This is a genomic window from Lysobacter claricitrinus (assembly GCF_045866565.1).
In the GTDB taxonomy this organism is placed as follows: Bacteria; Pseudomonadota; Gammaproteobacteria; order Xanthomonadales; family Xanthomonadaceae; genus Cognatilysobacter; species Cognatilysobacter claricitrinus.
On sequence record NZ_BAAFZV010000001.1, the window covers coordinates 277,377 to 292,613 of the forward strand.

General features: G+C 68.7%; 15 protein-coding genes. 7 read left to right on the forward strand and 8 right to left on the reverse strand.

The window, feature by feature from the left end; all coding sequences use genetic code 11:
* Window positions 1-58: 58 nt before the first annotated feature.
* Window positions 59-901: a DsbC family protein gene (locus ACKTTN_RS01195; protein ID WP_407908045.1), complete on the reverse strand. Its 843-nt coding sequence runs from the start codon at window positions 899-901 to the stop codon at window positions 59-61.
* Window positions 902-1,437: 536 nt separating this feature from the next.
* The gene (gene xerD, locus ACKTTN_RS01200; RefSeq protein WP_407908046.1) at window positions 1,438-2,430 is read right to left on the reverse strand and encodes a site-specific tyrosine recombinase XerD; all 993 of its coding nucleotides are present in this window, start codon (window positions 2,428-2,430) and stop codon (window positions 1,438-1,440) included.
* Window positions 2,431-2,442: 12 nt separating this feature from the next.
* Between xerD and ACKTTN_RS01205 the strand changes: the two genes are divergently transcribed.
* Window positions 2,443-2,901: an RDD family protein gene (locus tag ACKTTN_RS01205; protein ID WP_407908047.1), complete on the forward strand. Its 459-nt coding sequence runs from the start codon at window positions 2,443-2,445 to the stop codon at window positions 2,899-2,901.
* 220 nt (window positions 2,902-3,121) lie between these two features.
* Here the strand turns inward: ACKTTN_RS01205 and lptG are convergent, their stop codons facing one another.
* Both lptG and lptF read right to left on the reverse strand, forming a co-directional pair.
* Window positions 3,122-4,222, reverse strand: coding sequence for an LPS export ABC transporter permease LptG (lptG, locus tag ACKTTN_RS01210; RefSeq protein ID WP_407908048.1), 1,101 nt, complete (start codon window positions 4,220-4,222; stop codon window positions 3,122-3,124).
* Window positions 4,219-5,310 carry an LPS export ABC transporter permease LptF gene (gene lptF / locus ACKTTN_RS01215; RefSeq protein ID WP_407908049.1) on the reverse strand — a complete coding sequence of 364 codons (1,092 nt, stop codon included), beginning with the start codon at window positions 5,308-5,310 and terminating at the stop codon, window positions 4,219-4,221. The genes lptG and lptF overlap by 4 nt, the downstream gene beginning before the upstream one ends.
* Before the next feature lie 155 nt (window positions 5,311-5,465).
* Here lptF and ACKTTN_RS01220 point away from each other — a divergent pair, with 155 nt between their 5' ends.
* From ACKTTN_RS01220 to ACKTTN_RS01235, 4 genes are all read left to right on the forward strand, one after another.
* A complete protein-coding gene (locus ACKTTN_RS01220; RefSeq protein WP_407908050.1) occupies window positions 5,466-6,950 on the forward strand; it encodes a leucyl aminopeptidase in 1,485 nt (494 codons plus the stop codon).
* Between the two features lie 19 nt (window positions 6,951-6,969).
* The gene (locus tag ACKTTN_RS01225) at window positions 6,970-7,395 is read left to right on the forward strand and encodes a DNA polymerase III subunit chi (protein WP_407908051.1); all 426 of its coding nucleotides are present in this window, start codon (window positions 6,970-6,972) and stop codon (window positions 7,393-7,395) included.
* A gap of 48 nt (window positions 7,396-7,443) precedes the next feature.
* A complete protein-coding gene (locus tag ACKTTN_RS01230) occupies window positions 7,444-7,854 on the forward strand; it encodes a hypothetical protein (protein WP_407908052.1) in 411 nt (136 codons plus the stop codon).
* A 112-nt stretch (window positions 7,855-7,966) separates the two neighbouring features.
* Window positions 7,967-10,816 (forward strand): valine--tRNA ligase, encoded by a 2,850-nt coding sequence (locus ACKTTN_RS01235; protein WP_407908053.1) that lies wholly within the window; start codon window positions 7,967-7,969, stop codon window positions 10,814-10,816.
* A 12-nt stretch (window positions 10,817-10,828) separates the two neighbouring features.
* Here the strand turns inward: ACKTTN_RS01235 and ACKTTN_RS01240 are convergent, their stop codons facing one another.
* The 4 genes from ACKTTN_RS01240 to pssA are packed head-to-tail and all read right to left on the reverse strand — an operon-like array spanning window position 10,829 to window position 12,844.
* On the reverse strand, window positions 10,829-11,293 hold the full coding sequence (locus ACKTTN_RS01240; RefSeq protein ID WP_407908054.1) for a hypothetical protein: 465 nt from the start codon (window positions 11,291-11,293) through the stop codon (window positions 10,829-10,831).
* 29 nt (window positions 11,294-11,322) lie between these two features.
* Window positions 11,323-11,808, reverse strand: coding sequence for a ribosomal protein S18-alanine N-acetyltransferase (rimI, locus tag ACKTTN_RS01245; RefSeq protein WP_407908055.1), 486 nt, complete (start codon window positions 11,806-11,808; stop codon window positions 11,323-11,325).
* Window positions 11,805-12,071 (reverse strand): hypothetical protein, encoded by a 267-nt coding sequence (locus tag ACKTTN_RS01250; protein WP_407908056.1) that lies wholly within the window; start codon window positions 12,069-12,071, stop codon window positions 11,805-11,807. The genes rimI and ACKTTN_RS01250 overlap by 4 nt, the downstream gene beginning before the upstream one ends.
* Window positions 12,068-12,844 carry a CDP-diacylglycerol--serine O-phosphatidyltransferase gene (pssA, locus tag ACKTTN_RS01255; protein ID WP_407908057.1) on the reverse strand — a complete coding sequence of 259 codons (777 nt, stop codon included), beginning with the start codon at window positions 12,842-12,844 and terminating at the stop codon, window positions 12,068-12,070. Before pssA ends, ACKTTN_RS01250 begins: the two co-directional genes overlap by 4 nt.
* An 81-nt stretch (window positions 12,845-12,925) precedes the next feature.
* Between pssA and ACKTTN_RS01260 the strand changes: the two genes are divergently transcribed.
* Together ACKTTN_RS01260 and ACKTTN_RS01265 are read left to right on the forward strand one after the other, a co-directional pair.
* On the forward strand, window positions 12,926-13,333 hold the full coding sequence (locus ACKTTN_RS01260; RefSeq protein ID WP_407908058.1) for a DUF4124 domain-containing protein: 408 nt from the start codon (window positions 12,926-12,928) through the stop codon (window positions 13,331-13,333).
* A 106-nt stretch (window positions 13,334-13,439) separates the two neighbouring features.
* Complete coding sequence (locus ACKTTN_RS01265; RefSeq protein WP_407908059.1) at window positions 13,440-15,155, forward strand: proline--tRNA ligase; 1,716 nt, start codon at window positions 13,440-13,442, stop codon at window positions 15,153-15,155.
* The last annotated feature ends 82 nt before the right edge of the window (window positions 15,156-15,237 follow it).

Below are 15,237 nucleotides of genomic sequence, written 5' to 3' on the forward strand. Positions count from 1 at the left end.
ACCGTGCGACGGCAGGGCCCGCAATTGTACCCGCCCGTGGCCGCTGGCCGGCCCGGCTTCAGCCGGCCGGCTTGGCCGGCTCCATCTTGTCGAGGATCTCGCGCAGCTTGTCCGGCGGGACGTAGCCGCCGAGCTGCGTGCCGTCGTCGGCGATCACCATCGGCGTGCCGGTCAGGCCGGCGCGCTGGCCGATGTCGTACTCCATGTCGACCGGGTTCCTGCAGCTGCGCATCGGCGGCAGGCGGTCGTTCTTGGCGTCGGTGAGCGCCTTCTTGCGGTCGGGCGCGCACCAGACCGACACCATCTGGCGGTAGTCCTCGCTGCCGATGCCGGCGCGAGGAAACGCCACGTATTCGACCGCGATGCCCTGGCGGTTGTACTCGGCGATCTCGCTGTGGAACTTGCGGCAGAAGCCGCAGCTGATGTCGGTGAACACCGTGACGCGGTGCTTCGGATTCGGCGGCGCGAACACGATACGGTCGCTGACGGGGATCTGCTGCAGCAGCTTCTGGCGCAGGTGGCCGAGCGACGCCTCGGTGAGGTTGTCCTGCTTGACCGTGTCGTACAGCGCGCCGCCGGCGCCGGGAATGAACATGTAGTGGCCGTCGTCGGTCACGTAGGCGACCTGGCCACCCACCACGACCTCGCGGAAGCCCGGCAGCGGCGCGGTGCCGACGTGTTCGACCACCGCGCGCGGCTCCAGCACGTGAATCGCGTCGACGGCCCGGGCCTCCGGCGTACCGGCGGCCGGTTTCACTTCGACCGTCGAGCCGGCGGTGCGCGCGAGCGGCGTCGCGGCGTTCGGCGCTTGCGCGGCCTTGTCGGACGGAACCTTGGCGCAGGCGGCGAGGCTGGCGATGCCGAGCGCGGCGATGACGAGCGAGGAGCGGAAAGGACGCATCGGAAACCGGGGCTGCGACAGGAGCCCGGATTGTGGCACGCAGGTGGCGAGCGGCCGTGAGGCGGGGTTGGCGGGGCTTCAGTGAGGAAACGAGGCGTAGTGCCGAGCGCTCCGGCAGGTCACGCGGCAGTGCCGCCCGTAGCGATCGATTTGCTCGTCGCGACCCGATCCCCACGAACACCCTTCCCGCGGCGCCGCGGCGGGCGTTCCGGCAGGCCACGCGGCAGTGCCGCCGTCGCGATCGATTTACTTGGCGCGACCCGATCTCCGCGAACGCCCGGCCCGCCGCAGCGCGGCGGGCGTTCCGGCAGGCCACGCGGCGGTGCCGCCGTCGCGATCGATTTACTTGGCGCGACCCGGTCTCCACGAACGCCCGGCCCGCCGCAGCGCGGCGGGCGTTCCGGCAGGCCACGCGGCGGTGCCGCCGTCGCGATCGATTTACTTGGCGCGACCCGGTCTCCACGAACGCCCTGCCCGCCGCAGCGCGGCGGGCGTTCCGGCAGGCCACGCGGCGGTGCCGCGTAAGCGGCCTGCCGTCACCCCCTCGGGTGATGTGTGCGATGGAGTTGCTTGAGCTTCTCGCGCGCCACCAGCGTGTAGATCTGCGTGGTCGACAGCGAGCTGTGGCCGAGCAGCATCTGCAGTGCGCGCAGGTCGGCGCCATGGTTGAGCAGATGCGTCGCGAAGCTATGGCGCAGGCCGTGCGGCGAAATGCGCGACGGATCGATGCCGGCGACCGCGGCCATGCGCTTCACCGTCAACCAGAACTGTTGCCGCGTGAGCGGCTCGCCGTGCGCATCGAGGAACAGGAACGGCGATGTGCGGCCTTTGCCGACGAATACGGGACGTGCCGTCGCGGCGTAGCGCTCCAGCCAGTGCTGCGCTTCCTCGCCCATCGGTACGAGGCGCTCGCGACTGCCCTTTCCGGTGACGCGCAACGCGCCCTGCCGCAGGTTCACCGACTGCGCGACCAGTCCGACGAGCTCGCTCACGCGAAGTCCGGTGGCGTACATCAGTTCGAGCATTGCCTTGTCGCGCAATCCTGTCGGCGCTTCGACGTCCGGCGCGGCCAGCAACGCGGTGATCTGCGATTCGGTCAGCGCCTTGGGCAGGAGGCGCGGCAGCATCGGCGTACCGAGCAGCGCGGTCGGATCGTCCGCGCGCAGGCGCTGGCGTATGCACCAGGCGAAGAAGCCGCGCAAGGCGGACAACAGGCGCGCGTTGCTGCGCGGCGAGTAGCCGTCGCGTGCGCGTCGCGCGAGGTATTCGGACAGGTCGGCGGGCGTGGCGGCGGCGAGCGCGCCGTCGCAATTGCGCCATCGCGCGAAGCCCCCGAGGTCGCGCCGGTAGCTGTCACGCGATGCCATCGACAGCCCGGTTTCCGCCCAGACCGCATCAAGATGGCGATCGATCAGCTGTGCATCCGACGCGCCGAGTTCCGGCATCGCCCTCGCTGCCTGTCGGCGCGCGGCCACCGCGCCGGCGCGTCGCGTTCCGCGGTCTGCATCCATGCGCGGCAGCTTAGCCATTATCCTGATCGCATGGCATCGACGACTTCCTCCACGCGCCCCTACATCGGCTGGCGCCTGTTCGCACTGGCGTACGACTTCTGGCCGGTCGCGGCGCTGTGGATGGTCGCGTCGCTGCTATTCAACATCGTCTATTCGATCGCGATGCATGCCGAGCGCGCATACGTCCGACCCGTATCGTGGACGGCGCTGTTGTTGTGGATCGTCTGCTGGCTCATTGCCGGCGTGTATGCGGTGGCGAGCTGGTCGCGCGGCGGACAGACGCTCGGCATGCGGCCGTGGCGCCTTCGCGTGGTCGGCATCGACGGGGCACCGGATAGACGCGCGCTGATTCGACGCTACGCAGTCGGCACGCTCTCGCTGCTGCTCGGCGGCATCGGCTTCTGGTGGGCGTGGTTCGACCGCGACCGCATGACGTGGCATGACCGCGTCAGCCGCACGCGGGTTGAGCGGATGGCGAAGCACGGTTGATTTCGAACGTCGTTGCGACGACGTGTCTGGTTGATGTCGTGGGTGGCGTCATCCAGTCGACCGGCATTCCGCGGCGCGCGCCGTTTGGCGCCGTGTATCGGTCGTCCACCCGCCCGATCGATGAGCTACGTGGTCAATGCGACGTGGGCTCGCAACGCCTGCGCGGCAGCGCGCTGCGGCTTGTCGCAAAGACCGCGCGGCAGCGCGCAAACGGTCCTGACTACCCCGATCGTCGGCGGAACAGGACGGACGAGAGCACCAGCATCAGGATCGTGGGGGCGACGTAGGCAACGCGGTAGTCCATCTGGAACGCACGGGCGGCGCGCACGAACGTTTCCTGCACCAGCCAGAAGCCCAGCGAGAACACGATGCCGAGGAACAGGCGACGGCCCATGCCGCCGCTGCGCAGCGTGCCGAACGCGAACGGCACTGCGGCCAGGCACAGCGCGAGTGCGTTGAATGGATAGAACCAGCGGCCCCAGTAGTGTTCCTCGAACTCGTTGGCGTCCAGGCCGTTGCGTTCGCGATATTCCATCGCTTGGCGCAATTCGTTGGACGCGAGATAGCGCGGGCTGTCGAGGTCGGCGGTCAGTGCCGCGGTATCGAGGCGCGACACCCATTGCTGTTCCGGAATCGTCTGGGTGCGCACGGACTTCGCGTCGAACATCGTGCGTTCGACGTTGCGCAGCAGCCAGCTGCCCGGACGGTGCTCGGCGACCGCGGCGTGCGAGATCGACTTCAGTCGTCCATCGGTCTCGAATTCGTAGAGGCGGACGTCGCGCAACTCCAGCCACTGCTTGCCGTTCTCGCTGCGTTCCTGCCCGCCCTGCGCGTTGAGGATGACTTCGCCCTCGCGTGCCCAAAGGCCCGAGTAGCGCGCGATCACCGTGTCGCGATTCGTCGCGGTCTGCTTGACGATGTTCGACATGCGGTCGCCCCACGGGCCGAGCGTCTCGCCGTCCACCACCATCAGCAACGTCAGGAACGCCACGGCGCCGGCGACGCTGATGCCGAGGCGTCGACGCGATAGGCCGAGTGCGCGCAGCGCGGTGAGTTCGGACGACGACGCGAGCTGACCCAGCGCCATGAGCGCGCCGATCACCGCGGCAGTCGGGAACAACGTGTAGGCACGACGCGGCGCGGTGTACGCAACATGCGCGACGGCCTTGCCGAAGCCGTAGTCGCCCTTGCCGATCTCGCCGATCTCGTTGACCAGCGCCAGCATCACGTCGAGGCCGAGCAGCACCATCCACGTCAGCAGCACCGTGCCAAGCACCGCGCGGGCGACGTAGAGGTCGTGGATCTTCGGGAACGGCTTCATCGCGCGACTCCGCTACGGCGCGGCGCACGCACGCGTCCATCCGTCAGGTACATCCATGTCCCCAAGGCGAGCAGAGGCAGCACCAGCCACCACTGGCCGAGCGCGACCGGAATCTTGCCCTTGGTGATCCAGTTGACGCTGGCCAGCGAGAGCATCGTGGCGACGAGGTAGATGAGGAAGCCGACGGCGATGCGGCCGAACCGGCCCTCACGCGGCGAGCTGCGCGCGAGCGGCACGGCAAGCAGCGCGAACGCGATCGCCAGCAACGGTGGCGCGATGCGCGAATGCAGTTCCGCCTTCGCCGCGGGGCGCGCGTCGACGAGCAGCCGCGGCGTCGACAGCATGCGCGGGTCGTTGGCGTCGTAGCGGCCCTTCGATGCCGGCATCTCGGCCTCGTTCGCGCGGTAGCTCATCAACCGGTAGTCCTGGTTCGGCCCCTGGCGCGGGCCTTCGACCTCGAAACCGTTGTCGAGCACCAGGATGCGGTGGCCGTCGTTGTCCACCTCGAGATGGCCGGTCTTGGCGGTCGTCACGTCGAGGCGGTCGTTCTTGTGGCGATAGATGAAGACGCGTTCGAACCGGGTGCCGTCGGTCGACATGCGGCTCACGAACACCACGCCGCCGTTGCCGATCGGCGTGAAGCGGCCGGGTTCGAGCCCGGCGACCAGGAGGTTGCGCGTGGCCGCGTTGACCATTTCCTTGGAGGTGCGCTCGGCCCACGGCGCCAGCCACAGCGAGCACACGGCGATGATCAGCGCGATCGGCGCGACCAGCCCGAACAGCGGCCGCAGCATGCGCTTCGGGCCGATGCCGACCGACGCCAGCACCGGCATCTCGGAATCGCGATAAAGGCGCCCCAGCGCGAGCATCAGGCCCAGCATCAGCGCCAGCGGGAGGATGATCGGCAGCCAGTTGAGGAACAGCAGGCCCAGCTGCGGCAGCAGCATGTCGGCGGGGAAGCGGCCCTCGGCGATGTCGCGCAGCACGTCGGCGAAGACCGCACCGAACGCCACCATCAGCAGCACGAGGGTGGTCGCCAGCACGGCCTGGACGAATTCGGAGAGCAGGTAGCGATCGAATTTCAGCATTCGCGGGGGCTGTTTTAGACTCGTCGTTCGTTCAACGGCCCGACGCGTCGCCAGATGGCGCGGTCGGGTTCGTGGCCCGGCAGTCGCCGGCGTCTTCGGCCCACAAGGGTCGGCGATTGTACGTAAATCCCTTTTCACACCCCCGGGAACCCTGGATGGCCCTCGAATTCGATCTCACCTCCGACGCGCCTGCTTCCGTCATCGCGGACTGCATCGTCGTCGGCGTGTTCGCCGACAAGTCCCTGACCGAGGCCGGAGCGGCGATCGACCGCGCCTGCGGCGGACGCCTGTCGGCGCTGATCGAACGCGGGGACGTCAGCGGCAAGGCGGGCAAGACCGCGCTGCTGCATGACCTCACCGACGTGAAGGCGCCGCGCGTGCTGGTCGTCGGCCTAGGCGACGCCGCCAAGTTCGGCGTCCCGCAGTACATCAAGGCGATCGGCGACGCCGCCCGCGCGCTCAAGGTCGGACCGATCTCCCACGCCGTCACCACGCTGCCGCAGGTCCCGGTGAAGGGGCGAGACACCGCCTGGGCCGTACGCCAGGCCGTCGCCTGCACCGACCACGTCGTCTACCGCTACACCGCGACGCTGGGCGAGAAGTCGCGCGCCAAGATCGAGTCGGGCCTGACCCGCCTCACCGTCGCCACCGACGACGCGCAGGCGCTCGCGCAGGGTCGCGCCATCGCAGCCGGCGTGCAGTTCGCCCGTGAGCTCGGCAACCTGCCGCCGAACATCTGCAACCCGGCCTACCTCGCGCAGCAGGCGCAGGAGTTCGCGTCGCGCTTCGCCGAGTGCTCGTGCGACGTGCTCGACCGCGAGCAGATGGAAGAGCTCGGCATGGGCTCGCTGCTCGCCGTCGCGCGCGGTTCGGCGAACCCGCCCAAGCTCATCGTCCTCAAGTACACCGGCGCGGGCGATGCGAAGCCTTACGTGCTGGTCGGCAAGGGCATCACCTTCGACACCGGCGGCATCAACCTCAAGGTGCAGGGCGGCGTCGAGGAGATGAAGTTCGACATGTGCGGCGCGGCGACGGTCATGGGCACGTTCGTGTCCGCAGTCGGGCTGAAGCTGCCGATCAACCTCACCGTCGTGGTGCCCGCGGTCGAGAACATGCCGGACGCCAACGCGTATCGCCCGTCCGACGTGCTGACGTCGATGTCGGGCAAGACCATCGAAGTCGGCAACACCGACGCCGAGGGCCGCCTGATCCTCTGCGACGCGCTCACCTACGCGCAGCGCTTCGAGCCGGCCGCGCTGGTGGACGTCGCCACGCTCACCGGCGCCTGCGTGATCGCGCTCGGCAAGTACGCCACCGGCCTGATGACCAAGGACGACGACCTCTCCGCCGAGCTGGTCGACGCGGGCGAGAACGTGTTCGACCGCGCCTGGCGCCTGCCCCTGTGGGACGAGTACCAGACGCAGCTCGAATCGACCTTCGCCGACGTCTACAACATCGGCGGCCGCTGGGCCGGCGCGATCACCGCGGGCTGCTTCCTCGCGCGCTTCACCGAGGGCCAGCGCTGGGCGCACCTGGACATCGCCGGCGTCGCCAACGACGAGGGCAAGCGCGGCCTGGCGACGGGCCGCCCGGTCGGCCTGCTGTCGCAGTGGCTGATGGATCGGGCCGCGCAGGCCTGATCGCGGAAGCCCCCGCCGGATGGCCCGCGCCGATTTCTACCTGATCACCACGCCGCGGTTCCGCTCGGAGCCGCTGCGCCTGGTCTGCGAACTCGCCCGCAAGGCGTACGACGCAGGCCTGCCCACGCTGGTGCTAGCGCGTTCGCAGGACCAGGCCGAAGCGCTGGACGACCTGCTCTGGGACATGGGCGACGAGGTCTACATCCCGCACCAGATCGCGGGCGCGGAAGAGGACGACGACGAAGCCGAGGTGCTGATCGCCTCGCCCGACACCGACGCCGCGCTGCGCCCGCTGGTCATCAACCTTCGCGATGCCGCGGTCGACGGCGCGTTCGATCGCGTGCTCGAAGTCGTCCCCGCCGACGAATCCGCCCGCGGCCCGCTGCGCGAACGCTGGAAGCAGTACCAGTCGCGCGGGCTGGAGTTGAAGAAGCACGACATGTGACGGCGGGCCTCCGGCCCCCTACGAATCACCGATCACCGGAGACACGACATGGAGTCACGTCTCGCTGCCGCCTTCGCGGTTGCGTTGCTGTTGAACGGATGCGCCACGCATGCCGCGTCGGTCGCGCCATACCTGCCGCTGGAAGCCCCGCCACCACCCGGCGTGGGCGTGGTTGCGCTGACGGCGGCGTCATTCGGCGTCCTGGTGGTCGATCACGGCTGCGTACGCGTCAAGAATGGCCGGAAGCTCCACACGGTCATCTGGATGCGGAACACGCGGCTCGGCCACGACGAGGCGGGCTATTTCCTCACCCGGATCGGTAGCGACCGGCGGTATCGCATCGGCAGCTACATCGAGTTCGGCGGCGGCGGTCTGGGCAGCGGCTCCCCGGACAGTGCGGATCCCGACGCCGTCCAACGCTGCGGCCCGCCCTACGCGCAGGGCTACCTGACCGACTGACGCCGCGCCCGCGCAAGCCCGTCCGGTATCCTGCGCAGTCCGCGCGGCGCAACGCGTCGCACGTCCCCTTCTGCACAGTTCCGCCTCCGCGGAGCGCCGACCGTTCGCCGCCATGTCCCTCGCCCCCGGTTACGACCCCACGCAGTTCGAAACGCGCCTCTACCAGCAGTGGGAGGCCAGCGGCGTGTTCAAGCCGCGCGGTACCGGCGAGCCGTATTCGATCCTGCTGCCACCGCCGAACGTCACCGGTACGCTGCACATGGGCCACGCGTTCCAGCACACGCTGCAGGACGCGCTGATCCGCTACCACCGCATGCGCGGCTTCGACGTGCTGTGGCAGATGGGCACCGACCACGCGGGCATCGCGACCGAGATGGTGGTGTCGCGCAACCTCGCGCTCGAAGGCAACGGCGAAACGCGCGATTCCCTCGGCCGCGAAGGTTTCATCGCCAAGGTTTGGGAGTGGAAGCAGAAGTCGGGCGACACCATCGAACGACAGATGCGCCGCCTGGGCACGTCGGGTGACTGGACGCGCAGCGTCTTCACCATGGACCCCATGGCCGCCGACGCGGTGCGCGAAGCCTTCGTGCGCCTGCACGAGCAGGGCCTGATCTATCGCGGCCAGCGCCTGGTCAACTGGGATCCGGTGCTGAAGACCGCGATCTCCGACCTCGAGGTGGTCAACGAGGAAGAGGACGGCTCGTTGTGGTCGATCCGCTATCCGCTGGCCGATGGCGCCACCTACGAATACGTCGAGCGCGACGAGGACGGCAACGAGGTGCTGCGCGAGATGCGCGACTACCTCGTCGTCGCGACCACGCGCCCGGAAACCATGCTCGGCGACACGGCGGCGATGGTGCATCCGGAGGATGAGCGCTACACCGCGCTGCACGGCAAGTTCGTCGAGCTTCCGCTGACCGGGCGCCGCATTCCGGTGATTACCGACGACTACGTCGACCGCGCGTTCGGTACCGGCGTGGTCAAGGTGACGCCTGCGCACGATTTCAACGACTACGCGGTCGGCCAGCGCCATTCGCTGCCGATGCTCAACATCTTTACGCCTGACGCGAAGATCCTCGACGGCGTGCTCGCTGACGAGATGGGCATTGCGGCTGCGTACCGCGGGCTCGATCGCTTCGACGCACGCAAGGCCGTGCTTGCCGACCTCGAAGCGCAGGGTCTCCTGGTCGAAACGAAGCCGCACAAGCTGCAGGTGCCGCGTGGAGATCGCACGGGTCAGGTGATCGAGCCCTATCTCACGGACCAGTGGTTCGTGAAGATGGAAACGCTCGGCGCGCGCGGTCTTGAGCTCGCGGAAACCGGCGCGGTGAAGTTCGTCCCGTCGAACTGGATCAACACCTACCGCCACTGGATGGAGAACATCCAGGACTGGTGCATCAGCCGCCAGCTGTGGTGGGGCCATCGCATCCCGGCGTGGTACGACGCGCACGGTCGCGTCTACGTCGGCCGCGACGAAGCCGAAGTGCGCGCGAAGCACGGCATCGACGCGTCGATGCCGCTCACGCAGGACACCGACGTGCTGGAGACGTGGTTCTCGTCGGCGATGTGGCCGTTCAGCACGCAGGGCTGGCCGAACGACGACCTGATGCGCGAGCGCGGCTTCGGCCGCTACGTGCCGTCGAGCGTGCTCGTCACCGGCTTCGACATCATCTTCTTCTGGGTCGCCCGGATGATCATGATGACCGACCACTTCACCGGCGACGTGCCGTTCAAGGACGTCTACATCACCGGCCTCGTGCGCGATTCGCACGGCCAGAAGATGTCCAAGTCCAAGGGCAACATCCTCGACCCGCTCGACCTCATCGACGGCATCTCGCTCGACGATCTCGTGGCCAAGCGCACGAGCGGCCTGATGCAGCCGAAGATGGCGGAGAAGATCGAGAAGGCCACGCGCAAGGAATTCCCGGACGGCATTCCGGCGTTCGGTGCCGACGCGCTGCGCTTCACCATCTCCGCGCTCGCGACGCACGGCCGCGACATCAAGTTCGACCTCGGCCGCGCCGAGGGCTACAAGAATTTCTGCAACAAGCTGTGGAACGCGACGCGCTTCGTGCTGATGAACACCGAAGGCTTCACCGCTTCGGGCGTGCCACAGCCGAAGACGGATGCCGAGCGCTGGATCCTCGCGCAGCTCGCGCGCGTCGCCGCCGAAGCCGAACAGCACTTCGCCGACTACCGCTTCGACCTGCTCGCGCAGGCGCTGTACGAATTCGCGTGGAACCAGTTCTGCGACTGGTTCGTCGAACTCGCCAAGCCCGCGCTCAACGGCGACGACGACGACGCCAACAGCACGCGCCACACGTTGCTGTTCGTGCTCGAGCGCCTCCTGTCGCTACTGCACCCGCTGATTCCGTTCGTGACGGAAGAGCTGTGGCAGGCCGTGGCGCCGAAGCTCGGCATCGCGGAAACGACGATCATGCTGCGGCCTTATCCGCGCGCCGCCGAACTGCCCGCAGGCGATGCACAGGCGGAAACCGCGGTCGAATGGTTGAAGTCGGTGATCTCGAACGTCCGCCGCATCCGCAGCGAGCTCAACGTGGCGCCGTCGAAGCAGGTACCGCTGCTACTCGCGGGCGGCGACGCCGACGATGCAGCGCGCGCGACGCGCTTCGCCTCGCAATTGCGCTTTCTCTGCAAGCTCGAGTCGATCGAGCGCATCGCCGATGCGGACGCTGCGCCGGCCTCGGCGGCCGGTGTCGTCGGCGAATTGAAGTTGCTGGTCCCGCTCGAAGGCTTGGTCGACCTCGGCGCCGAACGTGCGCGCCTGGACAAGGAGATCAAGCGCGTGGACGGCGAGATCGCCAAGGCGAAGGGCAAGCTGGCCAGCGACACCTTCGTCAGCAATGCACCGCCCGCGGTCGTCGAGCAGGAGCGCAAGCGACTGGTCGACTGGACGTCGCAGCGCGAGGCGCTGGCGGCGCAGCACGCGAAGCTGGGCTGATCGCGTCCGCGATCAGTTCGTCGCGGTGCCTTCCATCGGAACCGGCGCGCCGCGACCGCGGACCGCGCGCTTCTGCAACTCCTCCGGGTCCTGCACGCGCACCGTGCAATGCCCGGGATCGGCGAGCCGCACCGCGACGCCGTTGAGCACGATGTAGACCGGCCGCGGCGACGGCACGTTGCCGCGCGTGTAGAAGCTCGCGTTGTGTGCGGTCAGCACCACGGCATTCGCGCCCTTCGCGGCGCCGGCCTCGGACATCTCGCGCAGCGCGCGTTCGTAGCTCGCGGTGCCCATGGCGATTTCGCGCGCGTTCGCGACCGGCTCGCGGCCATCGCGCCCCTCCACGCTGCTCACACGTTGCAGCGGACACAGGGGCATCGACGACAGCACCGGGACGGACGACCCGGGCTCGCGTGCGGCGATCGGTAATGCGGCCAGCGCCAACACGGCGATGGAAGCGAAGGTTGCAACGCGCATGTCCGTATCCTGGCTGGCCCGTCGCGATCCTACGTCTCCGGCGGCAGCAACTCCATCGCCATCACGATCGCGTCCTCGCGCCCATCGCGCGCCGGGTAGTAGCGCGGACGGCGGCCGATCTCGTTGAAGCCTTCCTCGTCGTACAGCGCGATCGCGCCACGGTTCGACGGCCGCACCTCGAGGAAGATGCGCTGTGCGCCGCGCGAGCGGCCAAGTTGCACGAGCGAACGCAACAAGCGGCGTCCATGGCCCTGCCCCTGGAATTCCGGTGCGACGCAGATGTTCAGCACGTGCGCTTCGCCGGCCGCGAGGCTCATCAGGAAATAGCCGGCGATCGAGCCGCCGACGTCGAGCACCCATGCGAGGTAATCCGCGCGCAGGCAGTCGCGGAAGATGCCGGCGGTCCACGGGAATTCGTAGGCGCGGCGCTCGACGTCGAACACGGCGTCGACGTCCTGATCGCGCATCGGCCGCAGCGATGCGGGACGACTGCTCGCGGACGGCTGCGCGCTCATGCGTTACGCGCGGCCTTTCGCAGCGGGCGCAGTGCGCGCCAGAACGCGCGGCGCGTCGTCACGTCCCGCGGCGTGCCGGTCGATGCCAGCAACGATGCGATATCGGCCCCGCGCGCGGCACGTGCGAACGCAGCCGGCACGCTGCCGGGCGCGGACACCGTTGACGGCGACACTGACGCGCCGGCGTTGACCGGGCGCTGCAGCACCTCAAGGCCCATCGCCTGCAGCCATTCGATCTGCTGCGCGCTCCACGGCAGGCTCACACCGCCACCTCCGCCGGCCGCCGCGTGCGTCGCCACACCCAGTACGCGGGGCCCGACAGCGCGTAGAGGGCGAATACACCGAGCAGCACCGTCGGCGGGTCGATCGCCACCGCGACCAGCACCGCCACGACGATCACGATGGCGAGGAAGGGCACGCGGTCATTGCGCGGACCGCCGCCCTTGAAGCTGGAGTAGCGCATGCGGCTGACCATCAGCAGCGCCGCCACGACGGTCACGCCGAGCGCAACGTAGCGCAGGTCGCGCCCCGCGAATTCGAACTTGTCGCAGGTCCAGACGAAGCTGGACACCAGCCCCGCGGCCGCCGGGCTCGCCAGGCCGATGAACCAGCGCTTGTCGACCTGCCCGACCTGCGCGTTGAACCGCGCCAGGCGCAGCGCGGCACAGGCCGCGTAGAGGAAGGCCACGATCCAGCCCAGCTTGCCGGGGGTCGCGCCGTCCATCCGCATCGACGAGAGCGCCCAGTGGTACATCACCAGCGACGGCGCCAGGCCGAAGCTGATCAGGTCGGCCAGCGAGTCGTACTGCACGCCGAACTCGCTCTGGGTATTGGTCAGCCGGGCGACGCGGCCATCGAGCCCGTCCAGGATCGCCGCCACGAAGATCGCCACGCAGGCGTCCGGGAAGCGGCCCTGCGCGGCCGAAATGATGGCGAAGAAGCCGGCGAACATACCGCCGGTGGTGAAGAGGTTCGGCAGCAGGTAGATGCCGCGGGCGCGCGGTCGGGCCGTCGCGGGCGGTGGCATGGATTCCATTTGTTCAGTGTATCGCTTGCCCCGCCGCCCCGGCGGTGCTGCAATCGGGTCGGGATCCCCCGTCTTTCTGGAACTGCCGACATGCGCCGGCTCTCGACCCTTGCCCGCCTCACCCTGCCGCTTGCCCTGCTTGCCGCCCTGCCCGCCGTGGCCGGTCAGGTCTATACGTGGAAAGACGCCAAGGGCGTGACCCACTACGCCGACGCGCCGCCCGCCGGCCAGAAGATGGCGCCGCGCAATTACGGCGACCATCCGGTGACCCCGGCCGCGCCGAAGGCCGTCGCCAACGCCGACTGCAGCAACGCGCGCGGCAACCTCACGCTGCTTCAGGGCACCGGCAAGGTCGGCGTCGACGAGAACAAGGACGGCAAGGCCGACCGCGAGCTCACCGCCGCCGAGCGCGCCGCGCGCCTGAAGGTGGCCGAAGGCCAGGTCGAGCTGTACTGCGCCGGGCCGGCCGCCAATGCGGTGACGACCAAGCAGACCTGATCCGCGCGCGTCGCGCTTCGCGACGCGCCACGCGATCGACGTTTCGGGGCGGCTGCCACGCATCGCGTGGCAGAATGCCGGTCTTTCCGCGCCCGAAAAACCGCCGATGCGCCTGTCGCAGTTTCATCTCCACACCACGAAGGAAACGCCCGCCGACGCGGATGTCGTCAGCCAGCAGTTGATGCTGCGCGCGGGCATGATCCGCAAGCTGGCCGTCGGCCTGTACACGTGGAGCCCGCTGGGGCTGCGCGTGCTGCGCAAGGTCGAGCGCATCGTCCGCGACGAGATGACGAATGCGGGCGCGATCGAGATGCTGATGCCGTCGGTGCAGCCGCGCGAGCTGTGGGAAGAAACCGGCCGCTGGGAGAAGTTCGGCGGCCAGCTGCTCAAGATCAAGGACCGCAAGGACGCCTGGTACTGCTACGGCCCGACGCACGAGGAAGTCATCACCGACTTCGCGCGCCAGGAGCTGTCGTCGTACAAGCAGCTGCCGGTCAACTTCTTCCAGATCCAGACCAAGTTCCGCGACGAGATCCGCCCGCGCTTCGGCGTGATGCGCGCGCGCGAGTTCCTGATGAAGGACGCCTATTCGTTCCACGCGAACGACGAGGACCTGACGCGCGAATACCGGAACATGTACGACACCTACGGCCGCATCTTCACGCGGCTGGGCCTGAAGTTCCGCGCGGTGGTCGCCGACACCGGCGCGATCGGCGGCGCGGTGTCACACGAGTTCCACGTGCTGGCCGATTCGGGCGAGGACGCGCTCGCGTTCTCCACCGGCTCGGACTACGCGGCGAACGTCGAGCGCGCCGAAGCCGCGGCGCCGGGCCCGCGTCCCGCTGCGACCGAAGCGATGCGTCGCGTCGACACGCCGACGCAGAAGACCTGCGAGGACGTCGCCGCGCTGATGGGCATTCCGCTCCCGCGCACGGTGAAGTCGATCGCCGCGATGGGCGTCGACGCGGAAAACAATCCGCGCTTCATGCTCGCACTGGTGCGTGGCGACCACGCGGTCAACGAGATCAAGCTCGCCAAGCTGCCGGGCATGAGCGAATACCGCCTCGCGACCGAGGACGAGATCCGCGCGCACCTAAATGCATCGCCGGGCTTTCTTGGCCCGATCTCGCCGGCCAAGGACATCTTCGTCGTCGCCGACCGCGAGGTGGCCGCGATGGCGGACTTCGTCGTCGGTGCGAATGCCGACGGCTTCCACATCGCCGGCGTGAACTGGGGCCGCGACCTGCCCGAACCCGCGCTGGTCGCCGACATCCGCAACGTGGTCGAAGGCGATGCATCGCCGGACGGCGCTGGCACGCTCGGCATCGCCCGCGGCATCGAGGTCGGCCATGTGTTCCAGCTCGGCCGCAAGTACGCCGAGGCGATGAAGTGCACGGTGCTGGACGAGACCGGCAAGGCGACCACGCCGGCGATGGGCTGCTACGGCATCGGCGTGTCGCGCATCGTCGCCGCCGCGATCGAACAGAACCACGACGGCAACGGGATCATCTGGCCAGACGCGATCGCACCGTGGCAGGCGGTGGTCTGCGTGATCAATCCGAAGAACGTCGAGGCGGTGGACGACGCTGCGCTCGCGCTGTATCGCGACCTGCAGAAGGCCGGCGTGGACGTCGCGCTCGATGATCGCGGCCTGCGTGCGGGCCAGATGTTCGCGGATATCGAGCTGATCGGTATCCCGCACCGGATCGTGGTATCCGAACGCGGCCTGCAGGCGGGCACGTACGAATACCGCCATCGCCGCGCCAGCGAGGCCGAGCAGCTCGATCGCGACGCCGCGATCGCACGCGTGGCCGGCGCCTGATTATCTGCGCGCGTTTACGCGATTAATAACGATGGTTACGATGGGCCGTCCGCGATCGGGCGGCCCATTTTATTTCCGGTTA

Coding starts and splice junctions, on each gene's coding strand:
- ACKTTN_RS01225 (WP_407908051.1), top strand. CDS start 6,970: ATGGCCCGCGCCGATTTCTACCTGATCACCACGCCGCGGTTCCGCTCG.
- lptG (WP_407908048.1), bottom strand. CDS start 4,222: ATGAAGCCGTTCCCGAAGATCCACGACCTCTACGTCGCCCGCGCGGTG.
- rimI (WP_407908055.1), bottom strand. CDS start 11,808: ATGAGCGCGCAGCCGTCCGCGAGCAGTCGTCCCGCATCGCTGCGGCCG.
- pssA (WP_407908057.1), bottom strand. CDS start 12,844: ATGGAATCCATGCCACCGCCCGCGACGGCCCGACCGCGCGCCCGCGGC.
- ACKTTN_RS01235 (WP_407908053.1), top strand. CDS start 7,967: ATGTCCCTCGCCCCCGGTTACGACCCCACGCAGTTCGAAACGCGCCTC.
- ACKTTN_RS01260 (WP_407908058.1), top strand. CDS start 12,926: ATGCGCCGGCTCTCGACCCTTGCCCGCCTCACCCTGCCGCTTGCCCTG.
- ACKTTN_RS01240 (WP_407908054.1), bottom strand. CDS start 11,293: ATGCGCGTTGCAACCTTCGCTTCCATCGCCGTGTTGGCGCTGGCCGCA.
- ACKTTN_RS01195 (WP_407908045.1), bottom strand. CDS start 901: ATGCGTCCTTTCCGCTCCTCGCTCGTCATCGCCGCGCTCGGCATCGCC.
- xerD (WP_407908046.1), bottom strand. CDS start 2,430: ATGGCTAAGCTGCCGCGCATGGATGCAGACCGCGGAACGCGACGCGCC.
- ACKTTN_RS01205 (WP_407908047.1), top strand. CDS start 2,443: ATGGCATCGACGACTTCCTCCACGCGCCCCTACATCGGCTGGCGCCTG.
- ACKTTN_RS01265 (WP_407908059.1), top strand. CDS start 13,440: ATGCGCCTGTCGCAGTTTCATCTCCACACCACGAAGGAAACGCCCGCC.
- lptF (WP_407908049.1), bottom strand. CDS start 5,310: ATGCTGAAATTCGATCGCTACCTGCTCTCCGAATTCGTCCAGGCCGTG.
- ACKTTN_RS01230 (WP_407908052.1), top strand. CDS start 7,444: ATGGAGTCACGTCTCGCTGCCGCCTTCGCGGTTGCGTTGCTGTTGAAC.
- ACKTTN_RS01220 (WP_407908050.1), top strand. CDS start 5,466: ATGGCCCTCGAATTCGATCTCACCTCCGACGCGCCTGCTTCCGTCATC.